The following is a 13749-nucleotide window of genomic DNA, read 5'->3' on the forward strand; positions in this document are numbered from 1 at the left end:
GGACTTGCAGCGACGGACCTCAGGACACTCTTACACCACGTCTGCGCGCGCGACCCTCTCAGGGAAACGGCATCCCAGAATTTGAGCTCAAAACGGGACACAGTTTCCAAAACAGGCCCGTTCCGGAAACTGTGTCCCGGAATCGGCGCTCAAACTGGGATGCAGTTTCCGAATCAAGGCTCTACGGGAAACTACGTCCCAGTTTGAGGGTCCAACGACTAGTTGTCCTTGTGGAAGAGGCTTTTGATGGCGCTGGGGATGCTCTTGGCGCCCTTGGCGGTTACATCGATAAAGTCGGGCGAACGCACGAGCTTATCCTCGTCGACGTACTTGCGGACCGCGCGCAACGTCTCTTTGTCGTCGCGCGTCGAAAACGTAAAGTGACCGTTGTCCTTGGTGAAGATGGCAAAACGCGTGATCTTCTTGGTGCCGCGCAAAACCTCGGCGGCAATATAGTCGACCTCGTCCCACGGGATTTGAATATAATCCTCGGGATTACGCTCGTTGTAATACTCGAACGCCTTATTGCCCACCATCACGTTACCGTGGCTGGTAAGGCCCATAAGGCAGGTTGCCGGCGTTGCCAGATCGACCGTGCTGTTCTGAGATTGCGCCATGCGCGCCTCGCCCTCCAAATAAAACAATCGGACCGCATCCAGTGTACCCACCGGGTGCGGTCCGTTTCAATGGCTCAAAAGCCCTTGCCTAGCAATTCTCGGTCTTAAGCCGAAGCGCGCTTACATGAAGCCGCAGACGCGACCGATGATGCCGATGGCGAAGAGAGCCAGGATGATGACGATCGGGCTGACCTTCTTCTTGAGGAGCTTGCAGACCAGCAGGGTCAGGCACACGGCGGCAAGGCCGGGGATGAGCTGATCGAGGTTAGCCTGAAGCGTGGTGACCTTCACCTGATCAAGGGCGTTAGCACCGATGGAGTTATACATCGTCAGTGCTTCCTTGACACCCTCAGAACCGGAGGGCAGATTAGCCCAGTCGATAAAGGCGCCAGCAGACTGCGTGACCTTGGAGACGACCGGGGTGAAGGAGATGGACACCCAGCGCTCGACCAGGGCGCCGATGATGAACATACCCAGGATGGAAGCGCCCTCGGTGACCTTGCCCATCAGACCGCCGGAGAGGTCCTTGGCGATGGAGGAGCCGACCTTGTAGCCAAACTCCTGCGTGTACCACAGGAAGGCGTAACGGATGATGTTCCACGCGAAGAAGAACAGCAGCGGACCGGCGATGCTGCCGGACAGGGCCAGGGAAGCGCCCAGAGCGCCCAGAATCGGGCGAAGGGTGAACCAGAAGGCGGGGTCGCCGACGCCGGCGAGCGGGCCCATCATACCGACCTTGACGCCCTGAATGGCGACGTCGTCAATCGGAGCACCGTTGGCGCGCTCCTCCTCGAGAGCGAGGGTAACGCCAATGACGGGGGCGGAAACATAAGGGTGGGTGTTATAGAACTCCAGGTGGCGCTTAAGAGCGGCAATCTGGTCATCCTTGCTGGTGTAGAGCTTCTTGATCGCAGGGATCATTGCGAAGCACCAGCCGCCGTTCTGCATACGCTCGTAGTTCCACGAGCCCTGAAGGAACTGATGACGGAAGCAAACCTTCTTGCGGTCAGCCTTGGTGAGTTGAATCTTGTTCTCTGCCATATGTATCACTCCCCTCCTACTCGTAATCGTTCAGAATGTCGCCGAGCGGGTCGCCGGAGCCACCGCCCATGCCGCCACCCTGCTTGGCCAGATCCTTAAGGCCAAGGTAGATAAGGGCAAGGGAGATGCCGATGAGGCCAAGGGCGATCAGCGTGAGCTGAGGGATGGCAGCAAGGACAAAGCCGAGGATGAAGAACGGCCAAGTCTCCTTGGTGGCCATCATGTTGATGACCATGGCGTAACCGACGGAAGCGACCATGCCGCCGCCGACAGCCATGCCGCCGGACAGCCAGTCGGGCATAGCGTTAAGCGCGTTGGTAACAGCCTCGGCCGGGATGATGCACAGAAGCACTGCCGGGATGGCGATACGAAGGCCCTGCATGAGGATAGCAGCGTACTGCCAGCGCTCGATGCCGGCGAAGTCGCCCTTCTCGGCGCAACCGTCCATGGCGTGAGCGATAGCGGTAGCCAGGGTACGGCAGATCATGGTCAGGAACAGACCAGCGACCGACAGCGGGACGGCGACGGCGATAGCGGCGGTAACGGCCTTGGCCGAATCGGTGGCGCCACCGTTGAGGGCGAGCACCATGATGATCGAAGAAGCGACCGAGGCCAGAGCGGCGTCAGGCGCGACGGCGGCGCCGACGTTAGCCCAGCCAAGGGCCATCATCTGAAGCGAACCGCCCAGGAGGATGCCCTCCTGAAGGTGACCGGTTACGAGACCGATAAGCGTGCATGCCACGAGCGGCTGATGGAACTGGAACTCATCCAGAATGCCTTCCATACCGGCAAGCAACGCGACAATCGCAACAAGCAGAATAGTGATTGCAGACATGTATCGGACCCTCCTTTACTATGCTTGAGCGGCCAGTTCGGCCTTAGCTTTCTTCAACATGGCGTCGAGATCCTCGGAGGAATCCGAAGGAACCTTGCGGACCTCGAACTTGACGCCCTTGGCCTTGAGAGCCTCGAGAGTCTTAACGTCGTCATCGCTCATGGCGACGGCGTTGGTGACGACGACCTTGCCCTTGGAGTGAGCCATGGAACCGATGTTGGCTTCCTTGATGTCGACGCCGGCCTCGATGGCCTTGAGCAGATCCTGCGGGTTCTCGAAGAGCAGCATGGCCTTGGTGTCACCAAAGCGCGTGTCCTTGACGACCTCGGCCATCTTCTTGATGGGCACGACGTTGGCATGGACTCCCGGAGGGGCAGCCTGCTCGATCATGGTCTTGCGGAGCTCGTCGTGAGCAACGCCGTCGGAAACCACGATGATGCGGTTGGGGTTGATCTGCTTGGTCCAAGTGGTGGCCACCTGACCATGAAGCAGACGGGTGTCGATACGGACGTGGGCGATCTTGATGTGCCCGTCGCCGATGACCGTTCCCGGAGGGATGGCGCCTGCAGGAGCAGCGGCGGCCGCAGCCGGCTTCTTCTCCTCGGGCTCCAGAGACTCGGGCTTGACGCGCACGCCAGCCTTAGCCTCAGTCACGAGATGTTTTGCGATCGCATGTGCAGTGTTCTTTGCGTCAAAGCGCTGCGAATATGCCTCGATGAGCATAGGCAGGTTGACACCGGTGACGATAGCCCAGGAATCGTGGCCCTCGATGAGCCCGCTGATCTGGTTGAACGGCGTGCCGCCCCACAGATCAACGAGGAAGAGCACCTGCTCCTGGTCCTCGAAGGAAGCGACTGCTTCCTCGACCTTGGCACGGAAGTCGTCGGGGCCCATGCTCGGCTCGAGCGAGACCACGGCTACAGACGGCTGATCGCCAAAGACCATCGAGCCCGTCTGCTTGATTCCAGCTGCCAAGTCCCCATGGCTAGCAAGAACAATACTTACCATCACATAACCTCCTTTTTGTCTACGTATTTCCTACACGACAATAATGGAGTATACCTGTTCGCCTTGTGGATTTATAGCTAAATTCGCAAAAGGTTGGATTATTTGTTTAAACGTCAAGGTTTGTTACAAGTTGATTACATTGCTGATTTTTGGCTTATTACCTGCTAAATCGTAGCTTAAGCGACCCGATATTTTGACATATACAGGCGCACTGTTCATTAATACCGACTATAACTAGATGAAAAGGTGCTCAATGCGGCGCAATTCTGTTTAAACAGGCTGAACTTGACTGCTAATGACAAATATGCTCTGAAAATCTAGCCAAACTGAACAATAGCGACAAAAAAGTTGCGGTGGAATAGTTCCTGATTGGGGGCCATGGGGCCGATTTTAGGAACTGTTTCACCGCAACTGATGAGGGGCTAGGCGATGTGGAGGGGGTTGGCGGCGTCAACGGCATCGGGGGTATCGGCGGATGCAGCGAGGCCGTCGGGGTCGGCGTCCGCGGGCTCCTCGTCGGGAGTCTCGATCTGCTTGATCATGACCTCTTGGCCCTGCAGCAGATAGGTCTCGCCGCTGCCGCAATGGGGACAGGTCTTGCCGTGCTCGACCGTGCCGTAGTCGCGGCCGCACGCCTCGCAGTGCGTCACGGCCTCGACAGGTTCTACGATAAGCTCCGCCCCCTCAGTGATGGGCTTTTTATCTGCCGCCCAACGCCAAGCATCGAGCAGCAGGTCGGGAACGACGCCCGAGACCTCGCCCAGCAGCAACGTCACGCTCGAGACGCGACCCACGCCATTGGCGCGCGCCACATTCTCAACATCGCGAATGATGTGATAGACGATTCCTAATTCATGCAAGGCGGGCACCTAACTACTTTCGACCAAATTTAATTTTGATCGCACGCTTGAGGACGTACTTGCCCAGGCTGGGGAGCTTTTGCTCGTATTTGACCATGGTGGAGCACTCGGGGCGATCGCGATCGAGGTGGATGGCATCGAAGGCGCACTTGGTAGTGCACAGGCCGCAGCCGATACACTTGTTGGGATCGACGATCGAGGCGCCGCAGCCCAGGCAGCGGGCGGTCTCGGTGCGCACCTGCTCCTCGGTAAAGGTCTCGACGTACTCGCTAAACGGCGCAGTCTTCTCGCGCTCACGGTCGACGTGGGCAACCTCGCGGCTCGCGTTGTCATAGCTCTCAATCACGACATCGTCGCGGTCGAGCGCGGTGTAGCGGCGCTGGTTGCGGCCGATGGTGAGCGTGGAGCCCGGCTGCACAAAGCGATGGATGGACACGGCGGCCTCGTGACCAGCGGCGATGGCGTCGATAGCAAAGCTCGGACCGGTGTAGACGTCGCCGCCCACAAAAACATCGGGCTCGGTGGTCTGGTAGGTCTGGGGATCGGCAAGAGCGCCCTGACCGCGGCCAAGCTCCACCTTGGAGCCAGCCAGCAGGTCGCCCCACACGATGGACTGACCGATCGACATGACGACACGATCGGCATCCACACGACGCAGGTCGTTCTCGTCGTACTCAGGCGCAAAACGGCCCTCATCGTCCATGACACGCGTGCAGCGCTTAAAGGTAACGCCGCACACACGACCGGCCTCATCCAGATGGACCTCCTTGGGGCCCCAGCCGCAGCTGATGTGCGCGCCGTCCTCGATGGCCTCGCGACGCTCCTCCTCGCTGGCGGGCATCTGGGCCTCGCTCTCCAGGCAGAACATCTCAACATGCTCGGAACCCAGGCGGCAGGCGTTGCGGGCCACGTCGATAGCCACGTTGCCGCCGCCCACCACGATGGTGCGACCGGGCAGCGCGTCAATCTTGCCGCTGTTGACCTCGCGCAAAAAGTCGACGGCCACAGTCACGTCCTCGGCATCCTCGCCCGGAATACCGGCAAGGCGGCCGCCCTGACAGCCAATAGCCACGTAGAAGGCCTTAAAGCCCTGCGCGCGCAGCTCGTCGAGCGTCACATCGCGGCCGACCTCCACGCCGTAGCGGAACTCGGCGCCCATCAGGCGGATGACCTCGACCTCGGCCTCAATGACATCCTTCTGCAGCTTAAAGCTGGGGATGCCGTAGGTGAGCATGCCGCCCGGGCGCTCGTTCTTCTCGAACACGACGGGCTTGTAGCCCTTCTCGGCCAGATAAAAGGCGCAGGACAGGCCGGCCGGACCGGCACCGATGATTGCGATCTTCTGGTCGAAGCCGCCGGCGCGCGTCGGCGTCACCACAGGCGGGACATAACGGGTCGCGGCATCCAGGTCGCGCTGGGCGATAAACTTCTTGACCTCGTCGATAGCCACGGCGGCGTCCACGCGACCGCGAGTGCAGGCGTCCTCGCAGCGGCGGTTGCACACGCGGCCGCAGATAGCAGGCAGCGGGTTCTCGCGCTTGATGAGCGCCAGGGCCTCGTCGTAGCGACCCTGAGCCGCGAGCTTCAAATAGCCCTGAACGGCGACATGCGCGGGGCAGGCCGTCTTGCAGGGTGCGGTGCCGGATTCGTGCGTCTCGATACGGTTGTCGTTGCGATAGTTAGGCGACCACTTGGTGTGGTCCCACTTGGTGGCGTCGGGCAGCTCCTGGCGCGGATACTCGGGCACGTGGCCGCCGGCCTTTTTGCTGCAGAGCTTCTGGCCCAGCTTGGCGGCGCCGGCAGGGCACACCTCAACGCAGCGACCGCAGGCCACGCACTTGTCCTTCTCGACCTTGGCGACATAGGCCGAACGCGATAGGTTGGGCGTGTTGAACAGCTGCGAGGTACGCAGGGCGTAGCACACGTTGACGTTGCAGTTGCAGATGGCGAAGATTTTGTTCTCGCCGTCGATGTTCGTGATCTGGTGCACAAAGCCGTTGTCCTCGGCCTGGCGCAGGATGTCGTAGACCTCGTCGCGGGTCACGTAATGGCCGCGGTCGGTCTCGACCACGTAATCGGCCATATCGCCCACGGCGATGCACCAGTCGGCCGGATCGTCGGCGCAACCCTCACCCATCACACGACGGCTCGCGCGGCAGCTGCAGGTGCTGGCGGCATACTTGCCCTCGTATTTGTCGAGCCAATGCTCGATATGCTCAATGGGCACCGAGGTGCTCGTGGCGTCAATGGCCTTCTCGACCGGAATGACGTGCATGCCGATGCCCGCGCCTCCGGGCGGCACCATCGGCGTGGCCTTGGACAGCGGGCCCTTGGACGCCTGCTCAAAGAACTTGGCATAGACCGGGTGCTCCTCGAGCTGGCTCACGCGCATGTTGAGGAACTCGGCAGAACCCGGCACCAGCATGGGCAGCACCCACTGCTTGGCACGCTCGGGGTTTTCCCAGTTGTACTCGAGCAGGCCCGTGTAGCTCATATCGTCGAGCATCTTCTCGATATCGGCTTCGGGCATGCCGGTGAGCTTGACCATCTCGGGCAGCGTATAGGGACGGCGCATCTTCATCTTGCAGAGCACTTCGGCCTGCTCGTCAGTCGCGGCCTCGGCAAACGACCAGTACTCGTAGCCCAGCAGCTCATCGCGATGCAGCAGACGGTTGGTGCAGTGCTCGCACAGCTTGACGATGGCCTCGCGCGGATGCTCCGGCAGCGGCGGCACGAACTCCGAACCGATGTCGGGCTCGGTGTAGCTAATCCCCGGTCCGTTGAGAATCATGGTTGTCCCTTCTCTTGCCACAGCCCGACGAGACCGCGGCACCCCTCTTTTTTGCAGGCCGGGCATGCCCCCATGCCGTTCACCCGCCATTAGTTGACATTGTGTCAAAAATAGTATTGACGAACCGTCAACAATATTCAAGACTGTTAGGCGAACGGTCAGGCAAAAGAGGATGAAAGGCGGCAAAACATGGGCAACAACACAGCAGATACCTCTGTGGTCGATGCCGTTCCCGCATCCGATAGCGCGGCAAAGCGCCTGACGGGCGACGAACGCCGTCGCGAGATCCTCGATGCCGTGCGCACCGTAAGCTCCGAGCTGGGCGTGTCCCACCTATCGGTATCGGCCGTGACCAAGCGAGCCGGCTGCACGCGTTCATTGTTCTACCACTACTTTGCCGATATGGACGCCGCCGTCACCGCCGTCATGGACGAGGCAATCGACGGTTTTATCTCCGAGCTCGAGCAGTGGAATGCCAACCGCATCGTCGGTGATATCGAGGGCGCACTCGACACCGTCGCCCCGCTCTTTAAGCGCCTGGTCGCCAGCGGCCACGAGCTGCCGAGTACGCTCACCTCAAGCAGCGGCGCGCTCTACGGCGGCTTTTTGCACAACGTGGTCCAGCGTGTGGCGCAGTATATCTGCGACACCACCGTGGTGGACTTTGTCGCCCATCATGAGCTACGCATCGACCATGTCTACGAGACGTTCTACACCCTCATCATGGGGTTGTTGATGTATATCCGCACGCATCCCGATGTGCCCGACGAGACGGTCAAGGAAATCATCGCCTCGACACTCCACATCGAGGGCTATACCGCCAAGTATCCGGAGCGCAAGCCCCAGAACTGACGACATTTGGCCAAACTGCCCGCGATCAGAAGAGGGGCCGCGGGCGTGTGAAAGGAGAGCAGCATGCTGTTCGATGTTTGGGGTAGCGATACCCTTATCCACTGGGCCGGCTGGGCCATGGTCTTTATCGGCCTGATCGTGCTCAACGAGGTCGGCCGCCGCACCAAGCTCGGCGCGGCCATCATCTTTGGCGTGGCTCCGCTTGCCATGACCATCTACTGCGTCGCCATCGCCGTCGGCGTTTCGCAGGGCGCCGAGTGGGCGCTCACCAACCCCACCCACGTGTACCAAAACAGCTGGTTCCACTACGCCAAGGTATACGCGGCGCTGGCCGGCTGCTGGGGCTTCATCGCCATTAAGTACCAGTGGGGCAAGATCGGCAAGGCGCACTGGTTCCGCGCATGGCCGTTCGTGATCGTTGCCATCAACATCATGATCGCCGTCGTGTCCGACTTTGAGAGCGCCTATCACTTCTTTGTCCTGGGCGAGTCCACCTGGGTCACCTCCGAGGGCGCCACGCAGCTCGCCGGCTGGAACAACGTGTTCAACGGCATCGCCGGTATCATCAACATCTTCTGCATGACCGGCTGGTGGAGCGTCTACGCCTCCGAGGACAAGACCGACATGCTGTGGCCCGACATGACCTGGGTCTACATCATCGCCTACGATATCTGGAACTTCTGCTACACCTACAACTGCCTGCCCACCCACTCCTGGTTCTGCGGCTTTGCGCTGCTGCTGGCCCCCACCGTGGCGGCCTTTATCTGGAACAAGGGCGGCTGGATCCAGAACCGCGCCTTTACGCTGGCTATTTGGTGCATGTTTGCCCAGGTATTCCCCTACTTCCAGGAGGAGTCCATCTTTGTGACCCACTCCACGCTCGACCCCGGCGCCGCTACCGCGGTCTCGATCGCCGCACTGGTCGCCAACGTCGCCGCGATCATCTACATCGCCTACCGTGCCAAGAAGCTCGGCCGCAATCCCTATAAGCAGGATGTCTTTGAGGGCACCAGCGATTGGGAGAAGGCTACCGCCCGCCGCGCCAAGGTTGATTACGCGCACGCCGAGTAATGTGTTGACCGTTGTCGGAACCTGGGTATAGAAACACTTGTCCGGCTTTCGATCCAATGCCTCGCGCAGCCCCCGGAACGCGATTCGCTCGCGTTCCGGGGGCTTTTTGTTGTCGCGCCTTTGGGTCGGATGTCGCCCTCGGATTAAATCGTATTTCAAATTGCACGCCGGCTCTATATGGCCCCATTTTTGGGTACATTGTTGAGCCGATATTGCATTGGGGGATATATGAGCGATGAGACGTGCGGCCGCGAGGATGCGGCTCAAGATGCAGAAGCGTGTGCCGAGGCCTTGGAGAGCCTAGACCAGATCGCGCTGGGCGAGATTGCGTTTGACGATTCGACTGTTGATGCGCAGGATGAGTCAGAAGCCGAAGGCGAACAAGATGCCGACGATGATGCTGCGCCCGCCGGGGATGAGGCGGGACACGAGAACTCCGAAAGCGAGGACGACGACCAGCCCGAATCCGACGCGGGCGAGGGAACCGTCCTGCTCGACAGCTTGCCGGCTGAGGATTCGCTGACCCGCGAGCTCCCTGGCTTGGGCTCTGCGCCTATCGTCGACGAGACCATCGCCATGGGCGATATTCCCCTGCCGTCTGTCCCCTCGGCACGCGAGGCCGAGGTTCGCCATCGCAAGATGACGCCCAAGCGCCGCAATCTGATGGTGGCAGGCGTTGTAGCCGTCGCGCTCGTTGCCGGAGGCGCGGGCTATGCCGCCTGGAACGGATATCAGCACGAACAGGCAGCCGTTGTCGCCGCCAATGCGCACACGATGATGTCGGTGCAGATTGGCGTACATGCCGCGGGGCTCGACTGCTCTACTGGCTCCAAGATTCCCGTGCAGGTAAGTGGGCAGGATTCTGACGGCTCGTCCGTGAGCGAGACGCTCTACGTTGATGAGCACGGTCGCGGCATCAAGCTGCTGCCCGGCGATTACACGCTCTCCATCGCCGCCTCCCCCATCGCGGCGGACGGCACTATCTACACTGTCCCGACCACCAAGGCACAGGTCACCGTTAAGAGCGATGGACAGGATTTAAGTGCCCAGGCCACCTTTAAGCTCAAGGTGCCTTCGGCCGACACGGTGACTGACGACCAGATCGATGCCGCCGCCAAGTATGCCGAGGAGGGCGGTGCGAGCTCCGCCGCGGCTGCCAAAGTGCTCCAGCAGGCAGCAACCGCGCGGCGCGACGCCGCCGTCAATGCCGTGAGCGCGCAAAAGGCACAGGCGTCCCGTGATGCTGACGCTCGCCACAAGGCAACCGACCTCTACCAGCTCGATATTCCCGTCGAGTGGTACGGCAAGGTCGCAACTTGGCAAAACGGAAGCACGCTATGCATCTATCTGGGCGACGACGCCAATACGCCGCTCGTGACGCTCGTCGCGGTGCGCGAGGGCGAGAGCTTTACGCCCGATGAAGGCGATACGGTTTTGGGCGCGGCCAATCTAGGCAACGGTTATACCGTCTACGCCAGCGGCCCCGTCTATCCGTACGTGGTGCCCCAGACCATCAACGGACAGACGCAGAACCCCGTGTCAACCTACCCCATGGACACGGCCATTGAGCTTGTCGAGCTTACGACCGGCAACCGCTATACCTATAGCCAGATCAAGAACGTGCTGGTCGGCAAAGACGGCAAGGCCGACGCCGCCGCCAAACTCGAGACCGACTACCTCGCCCAGATTCTGATGCCGAGTATCAAAGCCCAGGACTAGCCTGGCGCAGCAAGGTGCTCCCCAACCGTGATGAGGGAGCCAGGAGGTCCTGACCCCACAGGTCCATAGATGATTAGGCAAGGAGCCACTTCCATGCGGGCACAACGTGGACCACACCGTGCTCGCATGAAATATCGGTCTGTTCATCCATGGTAACGATTGCCGACTCGCCAAGATCGAACTGGGCCATCGAGGCATCAAGCGCGGCAATTTCGCGCTCGCGCGTTTTCTCACGTGCCATATCCGCACTCACCTGAATCAGGCTATAAGCCCGCATGAGAAGCGCGTCCCCAGCCACAAAGTCCACCTCATGGCTTTTGCTCTTCTCTTTGATCAGCAGGCGGCAGACCGAGCCGGTCCTCACCGCGGGAGTCTTTCTTCTTAGCGCATTGAACACTGCGGTCTCGAGCCTCTGGCCCTGGTCCAATGCTGATGCGGGAGAGAATGCTCCAAACATCGCAGGGTCGACAGCGTAGACCTTAGACGCAGACCGCATGTTATTTGCCAGTGAACGCGTGAACTCCGGCACAGAAAATAACAGGTAGGCGTCCTCATAATACTCAAGTAAATCGCTGAGCGAATTACGACTGACGGGTATCTGTCTGCTCTTGAACTCGTTGTACACTTTGTTCACTGACAGCTCTCGTCCCGAAGATGCCATACACCGCGTCAAGAACAGCGATGCCAGGCGAGGGTTCTTGACGTCGTAACGCTCAACGACGTCCATAGCGACCGTTCGCGAAGCATATTCCTGTAGCAGCTGAATCGCGTCTGTGGGCGTCTGCTCAAGTGTCGCGATGAATCCCCCTTGTTCAAGATACCCGATCAGATGATGTCGAAGCAGCGCTGCATCGCTCGGGGAAAAGGTCGCATCTGGCTCGAGAACGCTCCCCGTCTTATATCGAACGTATTCCGAAAAACTCAACGGAAAAAGCTCTCGCACAAGAGAACGACCCCTGAACTCGCTCTTAAGTTCTGAGGACAGCATCTTAGAAGAAGATCCCGTCACATAGACGGTCGCTTTCTCCGTATCGACTACACGCCGCAGAAACGCACCCCATTCGGGAATTTCCTGGATCTCGTCAAAGAAAATGTAAGCGCCCTCGGTTCGAGCAACAGGATACAGCGCATAGAACGTGTCGAGCACGTCCGCCAGCAGCGATGGCTCATACGGGCGCAAGCGCTCATCCTCAAAATTGAAGTAAAGCATCCGGTCAAGCTCGACGCCCCGGCTCTGAAGCCGCCGCATCTCCTGATACAGGCGATACGTCTTTCCACAACGGCGGGCCCCCACAATCACATTTACGATGTTGTCGCGCTTTGGCTCCTGTGGGTTTCCTAGATCAAGGTCTCGCTCAAAGACCTGCGGAACCCCCTGCTGTTCAAAGTCCTTTATTTTCTGGGCGATCAAGTCGTTGAATGCCATGATTCTCCAATCTTGCTCTCTAGCTAATCAAAATTATAGCGATTCTTGATTAATTAGAGAGCAAGATTATGTATGACTTGATTAACACTTAAGCAAGTTTTTTCACTATTAGTGCTCGAAGGATGCCGAGTGGCTGAGAGGACAACCAAGCTCGAATGCGACTCCCTGGGCAGTCGATTTGGGACGGGACTTTTTTGACTACCCCATTACAGTTTGAGTCGTCCGAAAGGGCGGCTCTTTTCCGTTGCATGGTTATACGATTGAGCCGTACCGGTGGTCGCTGGCCGACCGCCCCGGACGGCCGTCAGCCCCTGCCCCGTAGAGGGCCCGGGACGTGTTGCCGCCGGGGCGGGAGGGGCCGCGGGGAACGACTGATAGAGATGTGCCGGGCCCGGACCGGGCCACGGCCGGGTAATGTGGGTGTCGCTTCCGCGGCTTACGGCCGGCTCAAGGGAGAGGATACACCATGCCTGCAGCAGAGACGCCAGGTCGACCCGTCGAGCCGCTGGCAGGTGTCGATGCTGGCCGAGTTCGGCGGGGCCGCCGGGTGCTCGGCCGCCGGCTGGCGCAGGTTCTCGAGCGCCGCCAGGCGCGCGGGCGCCCCCGCCGCGGGGGCCAGGAGGCTCTGGGAGGCGCTGCTGGCCTCGTCGCGCTCGGGAAGGCGGCTCCCGGCCGGCGAGGACGTCGCGGTCCGGATACTCGCCCGGGAGATAGCCTCCCTCGACGCCGACATCGAGGAGCTCGACCCGCTCGTGGCCGACTCGCTGGCGGGCGACGAGGTCTACGAGTGCCTCCTCACGGTGCCCGGGATCGGCCCCAAGACCGCCGCGGCGCTGGTGACGTCGATCGACATATCCGCGTTCAGGGGGCACGACGAGCTCGCGAGCTATTGCGGCGTGGCGCCGTCCGATAGGCGCTCCGGGAGCAGCATCAGGTCGACATCGCCGCAGCACGGCGGGAACAGGCAGCTCAAGAACCTGCTCATATTCAGCTGCAACTCCCTCATCGGCACGGACAACAGGTTCGGGAGGTACTACGGGGAGTGCAGGGCGAGGGGGATGAGGCACAGCAAGGCGCTGAAGGCGGTCGCGAGGAAGAGGCTCAAGGTCATCTACGCGATCATGCGCGACGCCGTCCCGTACGCGGCCTAGCGGGCGGCGGGATCAACCGAAGGGGAAGCGGGGGCGCCGGGCGCCCGGATGCGTCATGCCGAAATGGCGCGAAGCGCGCGGTTGACAAAACTATAGAGACACGTCCCAGAAAATCATCGCCAAATTAGCTACTTGATGCAATTAGCGCCATGGGTCAGCTTCGAACATCGGCTCACGCTCGGGGCGTCGGTCGCTGTAGGGGTCGTAACCGTCATCGTCCTCGTTCTCGGCACGGATGTAGGGGTCGCGCGGCTTGGGCGCCGGTTTGGACGTGGGCCTGGGCGCCGGCGCGCTTGTCTTGATCTCGTCTTTCATCTGCATAGCTCCTTACATCGCATCCGTTCGGCATCATCGATTGTCGCACGAAAAAGGGCGGCG

Annotated in this window: 12 protein-coding genes; 4 read left to right on the top strand and 8 right to left on the bottom strand. The window is 60.4% G+C overall.

Annotated elements, in window-relative coordinates:
- Positions 1-218: 218 nt before the first annotated feature.
- The 6 genes from I2G43_RS07385 to I2G43_RS07410 form a co-directional block, all read right to left on the bottom strand.
- Complete coding sequence (locus I2G43_RS07385) at positions 219-617, bottom strand: DUF956 family protein (protein ID WP_195535662.1); 399 nt, start codon at positions 615-617, stop codon at positions 219-221.
- Between the two features lie 120 nt (positions 618-737).
- A complete protein-coding gene (locus tag I2G43_RS07390; protein ID WP_022094170.1) occupies positions 738-1658 on the bottom strand; it encodes a PTS system mannose/fructose/sorbose family transporter subunit IID in 921 nt (306 codons plus the stop codon).
- 16 nt (positions 1659-1674) lie between these two features.
- The gene (locus I2G43_RS07395) at positions 1675-2493 is read right to left on the bottom strand and encodes a PTS mannose/fructose/sorbose transporter subunit IIC (RefSeq protein WP_022094171.1); all 819 of its coding nucleotides are present in this window, start codon (positions 2491-2493) and stop codon (positions 1675-1677) included.
- An 18-nt stretch (positions 2494-2511) separates the two neighbouring features.
- Positions 2512-3501, bottom strand: a complete 990-nt coding sequence (locus I2G43_RS07400) for a PTS sugar transporter subunit IIB (protein ID WP_195535663.1) — start codon at positions 3499-3501, stop codon at positions 2512-2514.
- A gap of 422 nt (positions 3502-3923) precedes the next feature.
- Positions 3924-4361, bottom strand: coding sequence for a hydrogenase maturation nickel metallochaperone HypA (locus I2G43_RS07405; protein WP_195535664.1), 438 nt, complete (start codon positions 4359-4361; stop codon positions 3924-3926).
- 13 nt (positions 4362-4374) lie between these two features.
- Positions 4375-7152, bottom strand: coding sequence for an FAD-dependent oxidoreductase (locus I2G43_RS07410; RefSeq protein ID WP_195535665.1), 2778 nt, complete (start codon positions 7150-7152; stop codon positions 4375-4377).
- Positions 7153-7341: 189 nt separating this feature from the next.
- Here I2G43_RS07410 and I2G43_RS07415 point away from each other — a divergent pair, with 189 nt between their 5' ends.
- From I2G43_RS07415 to I2G43_RS07425, 3 genes are all read left to right on the top strand, one after another.
- Complete coding sequence (locus tag I2G43_RS07415) at positions 7342-8004, top strand: TetR/AcrR family transcriptional regulator (RefSeq protein ID WP_195535666.1); 663 nt, start codon at positions 7342-7344, stop codon at positions 8002-8004.
- 63 nt (positions 8005-8067) lie between these two features.
- Positions 8068-9075 (top strand): DUF5692 family protein, encoded by a 1008-nt coding sequence (locus I2G43_RS07420; protein ID WP_117757725.1) that lies wholly within the window; start codon positions 8068-8070, stop codon positions 9073-9075.
- Positions 9076-9303: 228 nt separating this feature from the next.
- Positions 9304-10794 carry a hypothetical protein gene (locus I2G43_RS07425; RefSeq protein WP_195535667.1) on the top strand — a complete coding sequence of 497 codons (1491 nt, stop codon included), beginning with the start codon at positions 9304-9306 and terminating at the stop codon, positions 10792-10794.
- 73 nt (positions 10795-10867) lie between these two features.
- On the opposite strand, the gene I2G43_RS07430 is transcribed toward I2G43_RS07425, so the two are convergent.
- A complete protein-coding gene (locus I2G43_RS07430; protein ID WP_195535668.1) occupies positions 10868-12220 on the bottom strand; it encodes an ATP-binding protein in 1353 nt (450 codons plus the stop codon).
- A 518-nt stretch (positions 12221-12738) separates the two neighbouring features.
- On the opposite strand from I2G43_RS07430, the gene I2G43_RS07435 reads away from it, so the two are divergent.
- Positions 12739-13371 carry a transposase gene (locus I2G43_RS07435; RefSeq protein ID WP_195535669.1) on the top strand — a complete coding sequence of 211 codons (633 nt, stop codon included), beginning with the start codon at positions 12739-12741 and terminating at the stop codon, positions 13369-13371.
- Between the two features lie 141 nt (positions 13372-13512).
- Here the strand turns inward: I2G43_RS07435 and I2G43_RS07440 are convergent, their stop codons facing one another.
- Positions 13513-13686 carry a hypothetical protein gene (locus tag I2G43_RS07440; RefSeq protein WP_195535670.1) on the bottom strand — a complete coding sequence of 58 codons (174 nt, stop codon included), beginning with the start codon at positions 13684-13686 and terminating at the stop codon, positions 13513-13515.
- Positions 13687-13749: the final 63 nt, after the last annotated feature.

The organism is Collinsella aerofaciens, assembly GCF_015557435.1.
Taxonomy (GTDB): Bacteria; Actinomycetota; Coriobacteriia; order Coriobacteriales; family Coriobacteriaceae; genus Collinsella; species Collinsella aerofaciens_Z.

Coding starts and splice junctions, on each gene's coding strand:
- I2G43_RS07390 (WP_022094170.1), bottom strand. CDS start 1,658: ATGGCAGAGAACAAGATTCAACTCACCAAGGCTGACCGCAAGAAGGTT.
- I2G43_RS07415 (WP_195535666.1), top strand. CDS start 7,342: ATGGGCAACAACACAGCAGATACCTCTGTGGTCGATGCCGTTCCCGCA.
- I2G43_RS07400 (WP_195535663.1), bottom strand. CDS start 3,501: ATGGTAAGTATTGTTCTTGCTAGCCATGGGGACTTGGCAGCTGGAATC.
- I2G43_RS07395 (WP_022094171.1), bottom strand. CDS start 2,493: ATGTCTGCAATCACTATTCTGCTTGTTGCGATTGTCGCGTTGCTTGCC.
- I2G43_RS07430 (WP_195535668.1), bottom strand. CDS start 12,220: ATGGCATTCAACGACTTGATCGCCCAGAAAATAAAGGACTTTGAACAG.
- I2G43_RS07385 (WP_195535662.1), bottom strand. CDS start 617: ATGGCGCAATCTCAGAACAGCACGGTCGATCTGGCAACGCCGGCAACC.
- I2G43_RS07440 (WP_195535670.1), bottom strand. CDS start 13,686: ATGAAAGACGAGATCAAGACAAGCGCGCCGGCGCCCAGGCCCACGTCC.
- I2G43_RS07425 (WP_195535667.1), top strand. CDS start 9,304: ATGAGCGATGAGACGTGCGGCCGCGAGGATGCGGCTCAAGATGCAGAA.
- I2G43_RS07410 (WP_195535665.1), bottom strand. CDS start 7,152: ATGATTCTCAACGGACCGGGGATTAGCTACACCGAGCCCGACATCGGT.
- I2G43_RS07420 (WP_117757725.1), top strand. CDS start 8,068: ATGCTGTTCGATGTTTGGGGTAGCGATACCCTTATCCACTGGGCCGGC.
- I2G43_RS07435 (WP_195535669.1), top strand. CDS start 12,739: ATGCTGGCCGAGTTCGGCGGGGCCGCCGGGTGCTCGGCCGCCGGCTGG.